19 protein-coding genes are annotated in these 16,291 nt (G+C 51.5%); 10 read left to right on the plus strand and 9 right to left on the minus strand.

What is annotated here, in order from left to right; all coding sequences use genetic code 11:
* Window positions 1–4: 4 nt before the first annotated feature.
* The gene (locus GZZ87_RS11715) at window positions 5–1,633 is read right to left on the minus strand and encodes a sulfatase-like hydrolase/transferase (protein WP_162025164.1); all 1,629 of its coding nucleotides are present in this window, start codon (window positions 1,631–1,633) and stop codon (window positions 5–7) included.
* A gap of 150 nt (window positions 1,634–1,783) precedes the next feature.
* Between GZZ87_RS11715 and GZZ87_RS11720 the strand changes: the two genes are divergently transcribed.
* Window positions 1,784–1,969 carry a DEAD/DEAH box helicase gene (locus tag GZZ87_RS11720; protein ID WP_244648110.1) on the plus strand — a complete coding sequence of 62 codons (186 nt, stop codon included), beginning with the start codon at window positions 1,784–1,786 and terminating at the stop codon, window positions 1,967–1,969.
* A gap of 39 nt (window positions 1,970–2,008) precedes the next feature.
* Here the strand turns inward: GZZ87_RS11720 and GZZ87_RS11725 are convergent, their stop codons facing one another.
* The 3 genes from GZZ87_RS11725 to GZZ87_RS11735 all read right to left on the minus strand — a co-directional run bounded on the left by GZZ87_RS11725 (window position 2,009) and on the right by GZZ87_RS11735 (window position 3,610).
* Window positions 2,009–2,335, minus strand: a complete 327-nt coding sequence (locus GZZ87_RS11725; protein WP_162025162.1) for a hypothetical protein — start codon at window positions 2,333–2,335, stop codon at window positions 2,009–2,011.
* Between the two features lie 33 nt (window positions 2,336–2,368).
* The gene (locus GZZ87_RS11730) at window positions 2,369–3,295 is read right to left on the minus strand and encodes a DUF3859 domain-containing protein (RefSeq protein ID WP_162025161.1); all 927 of its coding nucleotides are present in this window, start codon (window positions 3,293–3,295) and stop codon (window positions 2,369–2,371) included.
* A 93-nt stretch (window positions 3,296–3,388) separates the two neighbouring features.
* The gene (locus tag GZZ87_RS11735) at window positions 3,389–3,610 is read right to left on the minus strand and encodes a hypothetical protein (RefSeq protein WP_162025160.1); all 222 of its coding nucleotides are present in this window, start codon (window positions 3,608–3,610) and stop codon (window positions 3,389–3,391) included.
* 170 nt (window positions 3,611–3,780) lie between these two features.
* Between GZZ87_RS11735 and GZZ87_RS19915 the strand changes: the two genes are divergently transcribed.
* The 4 genes from GZZ87_RS19915 (at window position 3,781) to GZZ87_RS11750 (ending at window position 6,135) form a co-directional block, all read left to right on the plus strand.
* Window positions 3,781–4,317, plus strand: a complete 537-nt coding sequence (locus GZZ87_RS19915) for a C-terminal helicase domain-containing protein (protein ID WP_280178251.1) — start codon at window positions 3,781–3,783, stop codon at window positions 4,315–4,317.
* A 169-nt stretch (window positions 4,318–4,486) separates the two neighbouring features.
* Window positions 4,487–5,011: a hypothetical protein gene (locus tag GZZ87_RS11745; protein ID WP_162025159.1), complete on the plus strand. Its 525-nt coding sequence runs from the start codon at window positions 4,487–4,489 to the stop codon at window positions 5,009–5,011.
* 102 nt (window positions 5,012–5,113) lie between these two features.
* Entirely contained in the window at window positions 5,114–5,245 is a 132-nt protein-coding gene (locus GZZ87_RS19920) for a hypothetical protein (protein WP_280178250.1), read from the plus strand.
* A 56-nt stretch (window positions 5,246–5,301) separates the two neighbouring features.
* A complete protein-coding gene (locus GZZ87_RS11750; RefSeq protein WP_162051204.1) occupies window positions 5,302–6,135 on the plus strand; it encodes an inositol monophosphatase in 834 nt (277 codons plus the stop codon).
* A gap of 134 nt (window positions 6,136–6,269) precedes the next feature.
* Here the strand turns inward: GZZ87_RS11750 and GZZ87_RS11755 are convergent, their stop codons facing one another.
* From GZZ87_RS11755 to GZZ87_RS11765, 3 genes are read right to left on the minus strand one after another with little or no spacing between them, the layout of a single operon-like run.
* Complete coding sequence (locus GZZ87_RS11755; RefSeq protein WP_162025157.1) at window positions 6,270–6,983, minus strand: DUF2071 domain-containing protein; 714 nt, start codon at window positions 6,981–6,983, stop codon at window positions 6,270–6,272.
* 7 nt (window positions 6,984–6,990) lie between these two features.
* Window positions 6,991–8,499, minus strand: a complete 1,509-nt coding sequence (locus tag GZZ87_RS11760) for an FAD-binding domain-containing protein (RefSeq protein ID WP_162025156.1) — start codon at window positions 8,497–8,499, stop codon at window positions 6,991–6,993.
* Between the two features lie 7 nt (window positions 8,500–8,506).
* Entirely contained in the window at window positions 8,507–10,042 is a 1,536-nt protein-coding gene (locus tag GZZ87_RS11765; RefSeq protein WP_162025155.1) for a cryptochrome/photolyase family protein, read from the minus strand.
* A gap of 139 nt (window positions 10,043–10,181) precedes the next feature.
* Between GZZ87_RS11765 and GZZ87_RS11770 the strand changes: the two genes are divergently transcribed.
* Complete coding sequence (locus tag GZZ87_RS11770) at window positions 10,182–10,379, plus strand: hypothetical protein (protein WP_162025154.1); 198 nt, start codon at window positions 10,182–10,184, stop codon at window positions 10,377–10,379.
* A gap of 48 nt (window positions 10,380–10,427) precedes the next feature.
* Here the strand turns inward: GZZ87_RS11770 and GZZ87_RS11775 are convergent, their stop codons facing one another.
* Together GZZ87_RS11775 and GZZ87_RS11780 are read right to left on the minus strand one after the other, a co-directional pair.
* A complete protein-coding gene (locus GZZ87_RS11775; protein WP_162025153.1) occupies window positions 10,428–11,060 on the minus strand; it encodes a hypothetical protein in 633 nt (210 codons plus the stop codon).
* A 123-nt stretch (window positions 11,061–11,183) separates the two neighbouring features.
* Complete coding sequence (locus GZZ87_RS11780) at window positions 11,184–11,612, minus strand: thioesterase family protein (protein ID WP_162025152.1); 429 nt, start codon at window positions 11,610–11,612, stop codon at window positions 11,184–11,186.
* Window positions 11,613–11,765: 153 nt separating this feature from the next.
* Here GZZ87_RS11780 and GZZ87_RS11785 point away from each other — a divergent pair, with 153 nt between their 5' ends.
* The 4 genes from GZZ87_RS11785 (at window position 11,766) to clpX (ending at window position 15,970) form a co-directional block, all read left to right on the plus strand.
* Window positions 11,766–12,323: a hypothetical protein gene (locus GZZ87_RS11785; RefSeq protein ID WP_162025151.1), complete on the plus strand. Its 558-nt coding sequence runs from the start codon at window positions 11,766–11,768 to the stop codon at window positions 12,321–12,323.
* 194 nt (window positions 12,324–12,517) lie between these two features.
* Window positions 12,518–13,855 carry a trigger factor gene (gene tig, locus GZZ87_RS11790; RefSeq protein ID WP_162025150.1) on the plus strand — a complete coding sequence of 446 codons (1,338 nt, stop codon included), beginning with the start codon at window positions 12,518–12,520 and terminating at the stop codon, window positions 13,853–13,855.
* A gap of 92 nt (window positions 13,856–13,947) precedes the next feature.
* Complete coding sequence (locus tag GZZ87_RS11795; protein WP_162025149.1) at window positions 13,948–14,544, plus strand: ATP-dependent Clp protease proteolytic subunit; 597 nt, start codon at window positions 13,948–13,950, stop codon at window positions 14,542–14,544.
* A gap of 28 nt (window positions 14,545–14,572) precedes the next feature.
* A complete protein-coding gene (gene clpX, locus GZZ87_RS11800) occupies window positions 14,573–15,970 on the plus strand; it encodes an ATP-dependent Clp protease ATP-binding subunit ClpX (protein ID WP_162025148.1) in 1,398 nt (465 codons plus the stop codon).
* Window positions 15,971–16,291 lie beyond the last annotated feature (321 nt).

Genomic DNA, 16,291 nt, shown 5'->3' on the forward strand with positions numbered 1-16,291 from the left:
GTAACTAGAGCTCGAAGGTGCCCGGCAGTGTATCGAGGTATTTCTGCAATTCTAGTTCCATCTCTTTCGCCTTTTGCTGGAACTCGGGGTTGTTCGCGAGGTTGTTCAGCTCGCCCGGATCTTTAGCGATATTATAGAGCTGATCGGGGTCGGCATAGCCAGGGTATTTACCCGTCGAAATGGATTCGGCGTGGCCGCCGCCAGGGATCGCGGTCAGGTGGCTGAAGGGCGCGGTTGGATCTTCGGTGACGATTTCTAGATGCTTGCGGTGACGTTCGGCATTCCACTCGTTTAGTAGGCGTGTGCGCTCTTCGAGTGACATCTCAGCGAGGCCATGTGGGTAGCGGATGCTCATGAATTTCCAGTTGTCTTTCAGCACGCCGCGACCATAGCCCAATTCGAAGTAGAGCACGCGTCCGGGCTCTTGTGTTTGACCGTCGAGGTAAGGTAGGAAGCTTTCACCATCAAAGGTGTTGGAGTCGTAGGGGATCTTGGCCATGTCCAAAATGGTGGGTGCAAAATCAACGCTGCTGACCATTGCAGAGCTGGTGGATCCCGCAGTGAAGCCGCCTTTCTTCCACACAATGCTGGGTGTGTGCACGCCGCCTTCGTAGACGGTGCCTTTGGCTTCCATCCATTGGTCGTTGAAGAAGTAGATGACGGTGTTGTCGAGTTCGCCACAGTCTTCTAGCTTATTGATCAGGGCTCCGAGTGCGTCATCCAGCCAGAGTAGGTTGCAGGTGTCGTCGTTGACGGTTATGCCTGCGGCTTTGATGCGCTCTGGGATGGTGTGGCGCGCGGGTTGGACATTAGGTGCTTCATCGAGGTAACCCACTGCTGAAATCAAGGGATTCGCATCCCATGCGCGATGCCCTTCGGACGGGCCGTGTGGTAGGGTGGTCGCGAAGTAGAGGAACATCGGTTTTTCGGAGGTATGACCTTTATCGATGAAATTGATGCCTGCTTCGGTGATCCAATCCGTGTTGTGCACTGCAACCTCGTGTAAGCCGAGGAAATCGGGGTTGTTGTGGTAAATGCTGTCCGCAAAATCGAAGCCTACTTCACGGATTGCTTGGCAAACATGGTCGTGGTTGGCTTTGAGCTTTGATTGGTTCTCGGGTAATTTGGCATCGGCGTCGAAGTTCTCAAATTTCTTGAGAGTCTTGGCCTCGATGACGTGGTTTTTGCCAGCCATCCCAGTAATGTAACCGCCTGCTTGCAGCATTCTCGGTAGGGTTTGATTATCTTTTTCGATGTGAGTGTTAAACTCTACATAGCTTTGCACATTCTTTTCTGTGGTTTGTAGGAACCATGGATTGGTCGCTCGACTGGGGTAGCGCCCCATTAGGCAACTGTAGCGGCTCGGAGTGCACAGTGGGGATACCGTGTATTGATTGAGCATGACCGTGCCTTCGCGGGCGAGCCGATCGATGTTGGGCGTGAGCACTCGCTTCTCGCCTTCATTTAAAAAGTTGAAGTGATGCGGGAACATGTCGTCGACGATGAAGAAGACGATGTTCGGTGCTTCGCTGGAAGCTTGCGTGGATTGAGCCGCTGCAGTTGAGGTGCCGATGACGAGCATCATGGTGGCGATGGCCAGGTTGCGGCTTTGGGCAAAGAGCGATGTAATCATATAAATTTGATTCGGGGGTATTATTAGAGGGAGAACCTCGAGGATATATTAATTGATAGGGATGGATAACGATCTGTCTACTAGTGTTTGGACTGTATTTAATCGTGATTTCACTGAGTTTTCGAACTCTGTTGTCGGTTTGCGCTTGTGGTGTCGCAGCCGCCGCAGCCGCGGGATTTATATTTCGGCTTGGATGTCCTAGTGGCAACGACAGGGCGCTTGCTGGTATTGATGCGCCAAGGGTATGCGAATTTGACGGGTGTGGAGTGTCTGGTGCTGGATGAGGCGACCGCATATTGGCGATGGATCGTGCGCACGATTTTCATGATGATTTAATCGAAGGCTTGCACGCGAAGGAATTCCGTTGCCCGAAGGTTATAAAGTGATGCGCAAGCCGAAGGGCGCGCGACCGGCCAAGAACCCCGAATCGAAGGACGCAGGCAAGCCACGCGAAAAAGGTGCGAAGCACAAACCATCAGGCCAGCGTTTTCGCGGTTTTGGACGCGGGCGTCCGTAGTTGTGGGTGAGCTGCTTCGGCTCGGTCATGGACCAGAGTGTCCATGCTCCTTTTTTGATGCTGATCGGTCGTTGGAATTTACAGAGCAGGTGAACCTGCAGGAGTTGGGACACTTCTGTCCCATTCTTTTGCAGGCGTGTGGCGGGGGGTGAGTTGCTTCGGCTCGGTAATGGACAAGAGTCCATGCTCCTTTTTCGCCTTCGGAGTGACACGCCAGACTATTGGTCTCGATCTATATAAGTTGAAAGAGTGATGAGTTCGGAGTCACTTAGTTGTAAAGTCCCAGTAAAGACTGAGGTTCGAAAGATCTGTTCTAGATAGAGGACTGTTCCGTCGCTTCGGGTGAAGATTTGGTGGCTGTTTTTGAAATGTAGATAGACGCGGGTTGAGATTTCTAGTGGCGTTCTACTATGGTAGCGTTCGATGATTTCGTTGACTGTGCGGTTTGCTTCATCCTCTGAAAGCGTCTGAGTTGGAGCTGTCTTGTCTATTTTGAAGTAGTCGCAGAGTGGCTCGTCAAATGCAGTCGGGTATTGTCTGAAGAGCAAGGCGACGCCGATGCATTGATCGAGTGGGCTGTATTCGATTTGTTTGCCGATCCAAGATAAGTCGTCGGGGCTTAAGCTTTCAGCCTCCGCGAGTTGATTGTAGCGAGGGTTTAAGAGTGGTTGGATGTTCGTGATGTGTGCTTCTGCGGTTTCGATCTCGACTGAGTCTAATAACGTTTCTCCATCAAAAATCTGCACCTTCCATTTGCCGGATACCAGTTCCCATGGCTCCTCGAACAGGTAAGCGCAAATGACCATGCGTTTACCATCGATGAGTCTGGTTGCTTCTTGTCGGTCCACCATACTGTAGCGGGTTCCGTTTGGCTCTTTCATCTCTGGGTGCTGCACGCGTAGTTGCACACTTTGGAGGTCTTGGTATTGCCCTGACAGGGTGAATTTTACGGTGAATCCGTGATCAATGATCAACGGGACTTTATCAGCCTTACCGATTGACGTGAATGTTTTCTGTTCGGGAGTCGTGCTGCGATCGAGACTCATCAGTAATAGCGAAGACCTGACACCTTCAGCAAAGCTTGCGTATGAGAGGATTAAAGACGTGCAAATGAATGCGATGAGTCGTGTTGAAGAATGAAGCATAGGTGGATGGGGCCGAAGTGGGAAGGGGGCTATCGTTGATTAATTCTATGTGGATGCAGCTGTTCGTTAAGCTGAGTGTGTCGCCGTTGTATGTTATTGGCTAGCTTGATCTGCCAATTGCAATAGTTCGTAGTCACCTAGTGTTTTGCGAATCGGGAAACGCCCGACGAAATGATCCATGCTAAAGTAAATGTATCCATCGGGTGCGGCCACGATGGAATGTATCTGACTGTGCCAGTGCGTATCAGAGACTAAAATAGTATATTTACCGTCACCTGAAATTCGAATTATTTGCGGGCCAATCGCTATGATCACATCTGAATTCGGCAACTGGCAGTGAGCCGCGATGACTGCAGTGGATTGGTAGATTTCGATCGCTTCCTAACCATCTGATCCGTTGATGAATTCGACGATGTAACCTAGGTTGGAGTCTATATTGTTCTGCCCTCCAATTCCATAGAATCGGCCGTTTAATTGCCAATGCATTGAACCGCGACGGCATCCGTGCGGACACGATTCATGGCGACCGCACACAGGCGGCCCGCGAAGATGCACTGCGTCGCTTTAAGTTGGGGGAGACGCCCGTGCTGGTGGCGACAGATGTCGCGGCGCGCGGGATCGATGTGAAAAAAATTGGGCTGGTGATCAATTACGACTTGCCGATGGACTCGGAAAATTACGTGCACCGCATCGGCCGCACGGCGCGAGCGGGCGAGAGTGGGCATGCGATCAGTTTGTGCACCGAGTGGGATGAAGATGTGGTGCGCTTGTGTTCGATTCAGCGGCTGATCAAGCAGGCGCTGCCGACCGATCGCGCGCATGATTTTCATGATGATTTAATCGAAGGCTTGCACTGCGAAGGGATTCCGTTGCCCGAAGGTTATAAAGTGGTGCGCAAGCCGAAGGGCGCGCGACCGGCCAAGAAACCCGAATCGAAGGACGCAGGCAAACCACGCGAGAAAGGAGCGAAGCATAAACCATCAGGTCAGCGTTTTCGCGGTTTTGGACGCGGGCGTCCGTAGTTGTGGGTGAGCTGCTTCGGCTCGGTCATGGACCAGAGTGTCCATGCTCCTATTTTGATTTCCTGTCTCGCTGCTACTCTAGCTTGAGTTAGTGCTTTTCGATTTTGATGTCTTGACGGTTCGGGCAGGGCTGCAACGCTTGGGGTGCATCTCAGTTCTAATAAATAAAATGAAAACCATTATTATCTTAAGTTTCATGGCGATGGCAGGCCTGCTTTCGGCATCCGAATACGTTGTCGAAAAGTTTAATCCCCCGATTCATTTCAATGGTGATGGGTTTAAAGAAGAGTGTGTGCATGACTGGGCGACTGCCTTTCTTGGTCGGAAAGCACCGGGCGCAATCACCTTTACTGAGTTCAACCAGACCATCAGCGAAGCGGTCAAAAAGAAGTTCGGATTAGACGAAACAGCTTATGGCGAGATGGTTCAGCGAAAGCCTAAAAGTGAAGCGTATGGGTCAATCTTAGCTGCAGTGACATTTAATGATGAAAATGAAGCATTCATGATGTTAATTCTCTATCCCACTGAACTCAGTCAATACCCTCAATCAAAGGATGAGGTCAGTGGTTTTATCTCGAAGCTCTTCTTCAAGAAACAGGGTGATCGCTGGATCTCTTGGATGATGCCGCACGACATGGAGTATGATGATCCGATTACCAATATCGATCCGAAGCAAGCACTCGGCTTGGAGTGAATCTTCGGGTGAGGCTAGGCTGACGGCTGTTGAGCCTTACTTCAAATTCTGGAAATCCATTGGACGCTTGAGCCTGACGCTTGGTTGTCATAGCTTTGCAGTATGAAAAAAGCACTGGTCGTTCTTCTGGTTGTTTTTGCACTGGGGCTTGGAGTGCTGAGTGTGGAGGAGTTCAACGCGTTCGACTTCTCGGGGTATACTTACTTACATGAGACGAATCCTTTGTTTCATTAGGGTGAAAAGTCGGTTTTCGCTTGTATCTAAGGCGCATCGGTTGATTGGTATCAGCCATGAAGAAACCACTGAGTCGACAGGCGAAAGCACAGTTTGATCTGCAGTTGCGGCACCGTATCAATGCGGGACGTGTGGCTGTTAAGGAGCAGACCGCATTTTTCGGACGACAGTTCGCGCAGGTGGTGAGTGAGTGGAAGGAGGATGATACGCGGGTAACTTTTGCGGATTTTGCGATTTCCGAAAATCTATTTGCAGCGCTGCGCCGTGATTTTGCGCACGATAATTATTGCAGCGAAGAGGCGAGCCCGCAGGACGAAGTGCTGGAGTTGGAAGCGCCGTTTACCTGGGTGGTTGATCCGATCGACGGCACCAACAACTATGCGCTGGGCTTTCCGGTTTGTGCCATCTCGCTGGCGCTGCTGCATGATGGGGTGCCGGTCTATGGGTTTGTCTATGATTACAGCACTCAGTCGCTGTTGGAGGGCGGTGCGGGCTTTGGTGTGTTGCGCAATCAGAAGAAGGTGAATCGCGACCGAATGGCGGCGGATGCGCAGACGATGTTGGGGCTGCACTTTCCGATGGATGGCGACATTCTGGTGCGTTTACAGCCGCTATTGGAAAAATACCGTGTGCGCTGTTTGGGCAGTGGAGCGCTGACGGCGTGCTATGTGGCGACGGGGTATTTGACCGGCGTGGTGGACTTTCGCGTGAAGGTGTGGGACATCGCCGCGGCCTACGCACTGTGTGAAGGCGCGGGTGTCAGTTTCGAATTTCTAGGCGAGCGCCCGTTTCCGATGAAGACCTTTCATCCGCAGGTGGACTTTTGTCCGTATCTGGCCGGGACGGAAACGTTTTGCGCAGAGCTGAATGCCGCGCTGCGCGCTGAGTGATGTCGTGCTGCGCACGAAGTGATGTCGTGCTGCGCACGAAGTGATGTCGTGCTGCGCACGAAGTGATGCCGCGCTGCGCACGAAGTGAGAGTGAGAGTGAGGGTGAGGGTGTGAGTGGGATTCTCAGGGGCGAGCTAGGCATTCTTCATCGGATAAATTGCCACGTCTGCGCGTGGACTATAGGTGATGTGACACGGTGGCGCTGTGGGAGTTGAGAATCCGTTCAGAGCGAAAAGGTCGGTATCGTATGCGTCGACTTCGACTTGGTGGAGTGCGTAGGGTTGGTGGCTGAGTTCGCCAACACGAAGGCCGTTTTTCTTTGAGTTGGCAAAGAGTCGATAGCGTTCGACTAGAAAGTAAGTCAGTGAGTCTGTGGGTGCTTTGCTGAGGGGGCGCCCTGCGCGATAGCGAAAGTTTTGCGGTTTGCTCTTTGCGCGCGTGGATTGAAATTCAATCGATTGATCGTGGTGCACGGTATAGCGCATTTTCGAATAGTGGTAAGGCAGGTTGAAGCACTTGCGGGCGATGGCTACAGAAATGCGGCTCTGGGCATCTAGGGAGAAGAACCACACGCCTGCACGTCCGTGTGAATCGCGCACGTAGGTGCGCAGGTTGAGTTCGGGGAAGTAGGAAATACTAGGGACGGGGGGAGCAAACTTCGGGCGTAAGCCGTGCATGTAAAAAGGCACGATTCCGATGTAGGCCTGCCCGTGATAGGTATCCACTTGTAGCCCCAGCGGAAGCCGAGATTGAATCTCGGCCACGGGAAACTGCCAGTGTAAAAACAGCAATGAACGCCACTGCTGATACAGGATGGGGGTGCGTGACTTGTCAGGTGCTGGGTGCATAGTCGGCTTAGAGGATTAGTTCGGTTTGTGTGGGGCGCGGCTTTCTGTGCCGTTCGGTGGTTTTGCGGCTTCCGTGTTTCTGGACAATGGCTTGTGCTTCGGTGCGATGGTCTTTCTGGCGTCGCATCGCGTAGATCCTTGCCGCGGCTGCCTTGCGAGCGATGTCTTCATCTACAATGGGTGTTGGGTAGCCGTTGAGTTTGTCTGGGAATGCCCATGGTTGGTGAATGCCGTGAGTCGGCATGTCCTGTAGTTCAGGGATCCATTGGCGGATGAAAATGCCATCAGGGTCATGGTCCAGTCCTTGTTTTATTGGATTGTAAATGCGTATGGAGTTGATCCCAGTGGTGCCTGACTGCATTTGGCACTGACTGTAATGAATGCCGGGTTCGTAGTCGGTGAATTGGCGAGCGAGGTGCAGGGATGTTGGCCGCCAATGCAGCCATAGGTGGTAGCTGGCGAAGCTCATGAGCATGGCACGCATACGAAAGTTGATCCAGCCAGTGGCAATGAGTGCGCGCATGCAGGCATCGACCATCGGGTAGCCGGTGTGACCTGTTGCCCATGCTTGGTAGTGCGTTTCGTTGTGTTCAGGCTCGCGGAGGCCATCATAAGCGTGGTGGAAATTTTCGAATTCGATGCGTGGCTCGTCTTCGAGCTTTTGCATAAAATGACAATGCCAGCGTAAACGTCCTGCGAAGGAGCGCAGAGCCGAGGGCCACTTGCCTTTCTGTCCGCGAGGGAGCGCTTTGATGGTGTCTGATTGACGCTTCATCGCCTGGTAGATTTCACGCAGTGAGAGTGTGCCGAACGCAATATGTGGTGATAGCCGTGAACAGGCATCGAAGGCGAAGAGGGGCGAGGACATCGCTTTGGTATATGGCTCGCCGCGTTGGTGCAGGAATGAGTCGAGCAATTCGAGGCCTTGGCTACGTCCTCCTTTTTGTGTGGTGAGTGCTCCGTCGTGTTGCAGGCCTAGTTGCTCGTGAGTGGGTAGTGTCTCCGTTTGAATGGAGAGCTGTGCCTGTGCCTTGGGTGCAGGTAGCACTGGTTGTGACATGAATTGATTCCATTGACGGCTCCATCCATCACGGTCCTTGAGTGCACGCACGATGCCGAACTGGCGGGGCTGCTGCCATGGAATCTGCTTCGCTCGCAAGTATGTTTGCACCTTGCGGTCACGATCGTAGGTCCATCCATTCCATGTTTCTTGGTGTGACCATACTGCGTCGTAGTGGTATTGTTGATACAGCTGATCTAGGATTTCTGGTGCGTTGCCGATACGTATGATGAGCGGCTGGCCGAGTGTGTCGAGGAGTGCTTGATTGAGTTCTCCGAGTGATTGCGCCAGGAAGCTGTAATGGCGATGGCTCAGGTCGGGTTGTTGCCATAGCTCTGGCTCCAAGATGTAGAGCGGCAGCACGGGGCCGTGTGCGGCGGCGGTGTGTAATGCGCAGTGATCATGCACGCGTAGGTCGCGCTTGAACCACACAATCTGTAGAGTGCTTTTAGACATGTCGGGCTTAAACGATTTCTGATGCTGCTAGCTTGTTGAAGAAGCGCTGACTGTCATCTTGGGTCGCAGATATTTTCTCCGAGGACATTTTAGCGAGTGTTCGATAGCTCATGCCCATGCGCGGGTTGCTGCTGAAGCGTTGCTGGTGGCGCAGCATGAAATCCCAATAAAGGTAATTGAAAGGACAGGCATCTGGGCCGTTCTTTTTAGACACTTTGTAGCTGCATCCCTTACAGTAGTCCGACATGCGATTGATATAAGCACCGCTGGCGGCGTATGGTTTGGAGGCCAGTTGGCCGCCGTCGGCAAATAAAACCATTCCGCTGACATTGGGTAGTTCGACCCATTGGTAGGCGTCAGCGTAGACGATCCAAAACCATTCGTTCACTTCGTCTGGTGCGAGCCCGGCGATGAGTGCGAAATTTCCGATCACCATTAATCGCTGGATATGGTGTGCATGGGCGTTTTCTTTTGTCTCAAGTATGCATTGCCGCAAGCAGTTCATCTTTGTTTTTCCCGTCCAGAAGAAGTCGGGCAGTTTGCGGTCTGCTGCTAGATGGTTCGCGGCTGCGTAGTTTGGCATTTTCAGCCAATAGATGCCGCGCACGTATTCGCGCCAGCCGAGAATTTGCCGAATGAAGCCTTCGACTGCATTGAGCGGGGCGTGACCATTTCGGTAGGCGGATTCTGCTTGTTGGATGCATTTGAGTGGGTCGAGCAACCCACAGTTGATGTAAAAACTCAGGTGGCTGTGATACATCCACGGTTCACCTTGTAGCATGGCGTCTTGGTAGTCACCGAAATGGCAGAGGCGCTCGGCGATGAATTGATCGAGGGCTTGTTGTGCTTGCTCTGCGGTGACCGCGAAGTGAAACGGCTGTAAGTCGCCGAAATGATCGTTGAAATGTGTTTCGACCAGCTCCAGCACTGCTTGCGTGATGCTGTCGGGCTGGCTGATGTAAGTCTGGGGGACTTCGAGGCCTTGCTTCGGTGGTTTGCGATTGTCTGCGTCGTAGTTCCATTGGCCTCCAGTTGGCGCTTCGCCGTCCATTAGGATGTTATGCTCGCGGCGCATTTCACGGTAGAAATACTCCATGCGCAGTTGTTTGCGGCCGTCTGCCCATGTTGCAAAGCGCTCTTTGGTGCAGAGGAAACGATCGTCGGGACGTATCTCTACTGTGAGATCGAAGTCAGTTTGCCAGCGTTCGACTTCTTGGAGCACGTCGTATTCACTGGGTTCGGTGAGTATGACCTTTTCGGGGGATAGCTGGGCGATCGCACGTTTTAATTCGCCGGTAAAGCTGCCGCCATTATCGGGGGCGTCATAGTGTGTGTAATGCACACGGTAGCCTTTATCACGCAGCTCTTGAGCAAAGTGCCGCATGGCGGAGAAGATGAATGCGATCTTCTTTTTGTGATGCTTGACGCGATTGGCTTCGCTGCGGACTTCGCACAGCCAAATGCAGTCGGTCGTCGGGGAGACGTCAGTGAGGCTGGGTAAGTTGTGGCTGAGCTGGTCGCCAAATATGAATCTTAATCTCATGCTAGCCAATTAACGTATATAACGTCGATTAGCTTACAGGGTAAATGAGTTTGAGGCGTTTGTTTTAGTGACACTGAAGTGACTCGCTCCGCGCTGCGGACTGACGACATGCTATGTGGCGACGAGGTATTTGACAGGCGTGGTTGACTTTCGCGTGAAGGTTTGGGACATCGCTGCGGGCTATGCGCTGTGCGCTGGTTCAGGTGTGAACTTTAAATTCTTGGAAGAGATCCCGTTCCCGTTGAGAAACTCTCATCCACAGGCGGATTTTTGTCCGTATCTCGCAGGGACGACGGAGGCATTCTGCGAGGAGCTTAAGGCTGCGCTTTGCACGTAGCGAGAGAGGTGGTTTTTTAAGTAGGTGGAGCGGAGCTGTTGGTTGATTCTAGTTTTTCGCGGTATTCATTCTTTGTGCAATGATGACGAGTTCTGTTAGGGTGTTTTCTACATTACCGCGGTGTGGATCAAAGATTCGCTGTTGTTCGTCATAGGGGCCTTCTAAATATTTAATGCAACTTTCAGAAATTGAGATGCGACCAAATTTCTTTCTAATTGGTGGGTAGTTCTGATCGAAGTGTGTGATTCGATTAATTGTGCCATCTTCAATTAATGACAGTATGTGTTGCTGATCTTGCATTTTGACCCAGAAGCGAGAGTCGAAGTATGTGTTTCCTGTGAGTGTGTCACCTTTTTTGCCGATTCCGATTTTCCATAGGAATATTCTCATTTTATTGCGGCGGGTTATTTTTATGCTGTAAGGAGTTGGATTCTTTAGCGTGACGGTTAACGCATACCAAAAGCATGGGACAGCACTCCGGTTAATGTAAAAGCTGTCCCATACGACCTGAAATGAGCAGGGCATTTCAGATATTTTCATATTAAAGTTTCTGAGTTCTTTGAATCCTTTTTGTGAGAGTTCAATTTTTTCAGATCTAAATAGTAAACTGTAAATTGAGTAGCTAGAAATAATTATCAAGAACCCGCCGATCCCAGCTGCCCAGATTTCTGGGATGTCCATTCTTGGGGCGTTCTTTTGGGGGAGCGATGAGGTCGTGTAAATGTTCAGACCAATCAGTAGTATCATACCTGCAAGTATCAGGTGTGTGTAGAACTGACTATTCCGCTTAAGTGTTTTTTTCACCTACAGTTCAATTGGCTGTGCATCCTCTGGTTTCCACGCGGCGTCAATCTTTGCGAGGAATTCTTCCGGTGGGCGCAGGCCTTTGCCCTTGGTATCCATGAAGCCGTGGCTGGTGCTGCCGGTTGCTAGTAAGGTATCGCCACGGCGCACTTCGTAGTCGAAGCGGAAGCGGGCGCGCGGTTTTTCGCGCATGAAAAGGTGGACGTCCAAGCGGTCGTCGAAGCGGGCGGGGCGTTTATACTCGGCGCTGACGGTGAGGACGGGGAGTCGCAGGCCGCGTTCTTCGATTTCGAGATAGGGGATGCCGATTTGATCGAGCATCAGGATGCGTGCGGTTTCGAACCAGACCAGATAGTTGCTGTGGTAAACCACGTCCATGCGGTCGGTTTCGGCGTAGCGAACACGTATGTGCGAAATTGTGTGAATCATTGCGCGCCAGTGTGTGGACTGCCGTGGCAGGTGTGAAGAGTGAAATGAGTGGTGTGTGTGTTTAACCGTGGTTAAAAATCCGGCGGATTCGGCACACACGCAGACTTGCCTTGCTTGAATTTCCGTTTCACCGTGCGCGCATTCTTTAGGACTATGAAAAAATTTGATCGAATCTTTGTATATATAGTGGGCTTCATTCTGGGGTCGTTGCTGGTCTCGATGATTATGAAGCGGCGGGCGCTCAAAGAAGAGGCAAGCGTGGATCCGTGGGTGACGCATAATGCGGCAGCGGTCGAAGCGGGAGCGGAGGGCTTGCCAGTGGGATTGCCGGAGGTGATACAAATTGGTAAGATTCTAGACTTCGGCTACTTGCCGAACGAGGAAGAGGCGCACAGTCGGGTCTGGCATTTGAATTTTGCGGAGAGCTATCCGTATGTCCGGGTGGTGGAGGATATGTCCACGGGCGAGTTTTCTTACATGGCGGCGGATCAGATATTGATCGAGCTGGCGGACGGAGTGGATGTCACCGCGCTCAAGCCGATGCTCGACGAGTTGGGCTTGCGCTTACGGATGTTTAATCGAAAAGATCAGATCGCGGTGGTTGGAGTATTGAGCACGCAAATCGATGCGGTGCCGGTTACAATTGAGGCGTTGCAGCCGTATTCGGAGCTATTTCAGTCGGTTGGGCCGGATGTGATCGAGTTCAAATAGTCCGCTGCGAGGCGTCTAATGTCGCTTTTTTAGCGGCTGGACGTGAGATTTTGGCCTGAATTTCGTTAAAAAGATGCGAGAGAGAAGAATATGGCTTCTGAGGGCAACATAGGCATTGACCGAAAAAAACCTTTCCACTTTTATAGCCCGCTTTTTCCTACACCTGCCCATATTGGGCACTATCAATTATTTTTATGAGCACAGTTAAAACCGACGTCCAAGACATTACAGAAACACGCAAGACGATTACCGTGAGTGTCGCTGCCGCAGAAATCGCTGCAATCGATGCGCAACTGATTAAAGATTTCCAGCGTGATGCCAAGATTCCTGGCTTCCGTCCTGGTAAGGCTCCAGAGAACATGATCCGTATGCGCTATGCAAAGGATCTTAAGTCAGAGCTCTCTCAGCGTGTTGTCTCTAAGGCACACCAAGAGGGTGTCGCTAAGTCCGATTTCGAAGTCTTTGGTGTCGTTGATTTGAACGAAGGCGAAATTTCTGCTGATTCTGATGCAACTATCATTTTCACAGTGGATGTGCTTCAAGCTTTTGACCTGCCTACATACGAAGGCCTGAAGGTCACCAATGAGCCGACTGAAGCGTCTGCTGAAGACGTTGACAAAATGCTGGAGCAATTGCTTAGCCAGCGTGCCGAGTTCAACGTAGCTGAGAAGGCTGCTGAGAAGGGTGACTACGTTCGTTGCTCCTACGAAGGTAAGATCGGTGATGAGCTGGTGGCAGACCTCGTTCCTGAAACTCCAATGTTCGGCACTCAAAAAGTAACATGGGAAGAAGCCGGTGCAGAAGGCACTCCTGGTGTTCAAGCAATTGTTGACGGTGTTGTTGGCATGAAGGCTGGCGACGAGAAGGAAGTCACCATGGAATTTCCTGAAGACTTCAAGCCAGAGGCACTTGCTGGTAAGACAGCAGTTTACGTCATTAATGCAGAAGAAGTTCGCGAAAAAGTCATGCCAGCGATGGATGACGAATTCTTCAAGAGCGTGCAGGTTAAAGATGAAGCTGAGTTGCGTGAGCGCATCGGCGAAAACATCGAAAACCAAAAGAAGCAGCAGAACATGCAGGCTGAGCGTCAGCAAATTACTGAGCAGTTGCTCGGCAGTGTCGAGTTCGCGATCCCAGAAAGCGGTATCGAGAGCGAAACAGACGCCGTGCTTCGCGACTTCATGCAGCGCAATATGCAGCAAGGCGCTTCTGAAGCAGATTTCGAAAAGCATAAGGAAGAGCTTCACGAAGGTGCGACTAAGGCAGCATTTGATCGTCTCAAGTCCCGCCTGATTCTCAGCAAGATTGCTGAAAAGGAAAAGGTGCAGGCAGAGAACGATGACTTCAGCCGCATGATCATGATGGAAGCCCAGCAGTCTGGCGAAAAGCCAGAGAAGATTGTGAAGGAGATTCAGAAAGATCAAAGCCGCATCAACCGCATGCGTAGCGAAATCCTCCTCGGCAAGACTATGGACTTGATCCTAGAGAAGGCTGAGCGCGAAACAGTTGCAGCAGCAACTGTTGAGGCGTAGTCTTTTTTTCAAAAGCATTGGATAATCTGCGCCAAACTGTTACGGTTTGGCGCAGAATCTGCATATAAAACAATTTTCATTTATAAACTATCGTGAGTTACGTTCCACTACCTACAGTCTATGAGCGCGAGGGTCGCACCGAGCGCGCTTGGGATATTTACAGCCGTCTATTGCGCGATCGCATCATTTTCATCGGCACGCCGATCAATGACTTCGTCGCCAATGCAGTGGTTGCGCAGATGCTGTTCCTCCAGATGGAGGATCCAAAGAAAGACATCAGCCTGTATATTAATTCTCCAGGCGGTAGTGTCACGGATGGAATGGCGATCTATGATACGATGAATTTCCTCCAATGTGACATCGTCACCTACTGTGTCGGGCAGGCCGCCAGCATGGCGACTCTGCTACTCGCAGCGGGCACGCCAGGTAAACGCTATGCGCTGCCAAATAGCCGCGTGATGATGCACCAACCAACAGGTGGTGCGACGGGGCAGACCTCTGACATCTCGATTGCTGCGAAGGAGATTCTTCGCTGGCGCGCGCAGATGAACGAGTTGATGGCAGTTCACACCAAGAAGACTGCTGAAGAAATCGCCGCCGATACGGATCGTGATTTTTATCTGACAGCAAAAGACGCATTGGCTTACGGAATCGTCGATAAGGTGATCGAGAATAAGCCAGTCGCTTAAACATTTAGGAACAGAGAATACTACTGATATGGCAAAATCCACACGGATGACTTTTTGCTCGTTTTGCGGTAAAGCGCAGAATGAGGTTCGCAAGATGATCGCAGGCCCAGCTGGGGTTCACATTTGCGACTCTTGTGTCTCAGTGTGCAAGACCATCATTGATCGCGAACTCGCTACGGCTGCTGAGGAAAGTGGTGAGGTTGCCGCGCAGGGCGCTGCTGCAACTCCAGGGGAGGAAAGTCTCTTTAATGTGCTTAAGCCAGCGCAGATTACTGCTGGTTTGGATCAGCATATCATCAGCCAAGATTACGCGAAGCGTGCGTTGGCAGTTGCAGTGTATAATCACTACAAACGCTTACGTTCGGAAGATCGTATCGCAGGCGCGAATGAATTTTCTGATCTCGACGGTAAATTTGCTGATGTTCAGGTCGAGAAGAGTAATATCTTGCTACTCGGCCCGACCGGTAGTGGTAAGACGCTCCTCGCACGCACGCTTGCTAAGATGCTGGATGTGCCGTTTGCGATTGCCGATGCCACGACTTTGACCGAAGCCGGTTATGTGGGTGAGGACGTTGAGAACATCGTTCTTCGCCTTCTCCAATCCGCTGATTACGATGTGAAAAAAGCCGAGTGCGGCATCATTTACGTCGACGAAATTGATAAAATCGGTCGCAAGACTGATAACGTATCAATCACTCGCGATGTTTCTGGTGAAGGTGTGCAGCAAGCGCTACTTAAGATTCTTGAAGGCACGGTTTGTAATGTGCCGCCACAAGGTGGCCGCAAGCACCCGAATCAAGAATACATCCAGTTGGATACGTCGAATATTCTCTTTATTTGCGGCGGTGCGTTTGTAGGTCTGGATAAAATCGTTCAAGGCCGTATCGGCTCTAAGGCGATGGGCTTTGATACACAGCACAATCTGCGTCAGGACGAAGTGCCTCTCAGTGAATTGCTGCGTGATACGCAGCCAGAGGACTTGGTGCATTTCGGTATGATACCTGAATTTATAGGACGTTTGCCAATGGTCGCCGTGCTCGATGAATTGAGCCGTTCTGATCTAGAGCACATCTTGCAGAACACGAAGAACTCGTTGCTTAAGCAATACGGTAAGCTCTTCCAGATGGAAGGTGCAAATCTTCACTTTACACGCGATGCCGTTGCTGCGATTGCCGATAAGGCGATTGAGTTGAAGACGGGTGCCCGTGCGTTGCGCTCGATAATGGAGCGTATCATGCTGGATGTGATGTATGACCTTCCGCAGACTGAGAATGTCGATGAAGTGGTGATCAATCGCGCTGCCGTTGAAGGCCGTGGCAAGCCTAAGATCAAGCTCCACAAGGTGGTGGATGAGGTAAAGCCAAAGGCGAAGGAGTCCGAATCGACTGATTCGAAAGAAGACAGTAGCCCTGCTGACGCAGCGTAGTTTGTTGGATCGATTCGCTTGTGAGTCGGTTACTTTTGAGAGCGTAGGGTTGTTTTGCACTATGCTTTTCTATCCGTTTATTTCGACATGCGTGATGCTACTTGCTTTGTAGGGGTGCTGCTTGCGGCACCCGCGATGGCGGGAGGCGTTACGGAACCTTGTGTGCATGTGGCCTTTGCGCGGTCTTCGCAAGCAAAGCCCCTACATTGGTCTAGCTGTTGCACGGCAGTGTCCATCGCTTCTTATTTTGTAGGGGGCGTGCTTGCGCGAACCGCGAAGGCGGGAGACGTTGCAGAGCTTTTGTGAGTTGTGGTGTTGTCG

Source organism: Lentimonas sp. CC4 (genome assembly GCF_902728235.1).
In the GTDB taxonomy this organism is placed as follows: Bacteria; Verrucomicrobiota; Verrucomicrobiia; order Opitutales; family Coraliomargaritaceae; genus Lentimonas.

Coding starts and splice junctions, on each gene's coding strand:
- GZZ87_RS11715 (WP_162025164.1), bottom strand. CDS start 1,633: ATGATTACATCGCTCTTTGCCCAAAGCCGCAACCTGGCCATCGCCACC.
- GZZ87_RS11725 (WP_162025162.1), bottom strand. CDS start 2,335: ATGGACTCTTGTCCATTACCGAGCCGAAGCAACTCACCCCCCGCCACA.
- GZZ87_RS11730 (WP_162025161.1), bottom strand. CDS start 3,295: ATGCTTCATTCTTCAACACGACTCATCGCATTCATTTGCACGTCTTTA.
- GZZ87_RS11745 (WP_162025159.1), top strand. CDS start 4,487: ATGAAAACCATTATTATCTTAAGTTTCATGGCGATGGCAGGCCTGCTT.
- GZZ87_RS19920 (WP_280178250.1), top strand. CDS start 5,114: ATGAAAAAAGCACTGGTCGTTCTTCTGGTTGTTTTTGCACTGGGGCTT.
- GZZ87_RS11750 (WP_162051204.1), top strand. CDS start 5,302: ATGAAGAAACCACTGAGTCGACAGGCGAAAGCACAGTTTGATCTGCAG.
- GZZ87_RS11755 (WP_162025157.1), bottom strand. CDS start 6,983: ATGCACCCAGCACCTGACAAGTCACGCACCCCCATCCTGTATCAGCAG.
- GZZ87_RS11760 (WP_162025156.1), bottom strand. CDS start 8,499: ATGTCTAAAAGCACTCTACAGATTGTGTGGTTCAAGCGCGACCTACGC.
- GZZ87_RS11765 (WP_162025155.1), bottom strand. CDS start 10,042: ATGAGATTAAGATTCATATTTGGCGACCAGCTCAGCCACAACTTACCC.
- GZZ87_RS11775 (WP_162025153.1), bottom strand. CDS start 11,060: ATGGACATCCCAGAAATCTGGGCAGCTGGGATCGGCGGGTTCTTGATA.
- GZZ87_RS11780 (WP_162025152.1), bottom strand. CDS start 11,612: ATGATTCACACAATTTCGCACATACGTGTTCGCTACGCCGAAACCGAC.
- GZZ87_RS11785 (WP_162025151.1), top strand. CDS start 11,766: ATGAAAAAATTTGATCGAATCTTTGTATATATAGTGGGCTTCATTCTG.
- tig (WP_162025150.1), top strand. CDS start 12,518: ATGAGCACAGTTAAAACCGACGTCCAAGACATTACAGAAACACGCAAG.
- clpX (WP_162025148.1), top strand. CDS start 14,573: ATGGCAAAATCCACACGGATGACTTTTTGCTCGTTTTGCGGTAAAGCG.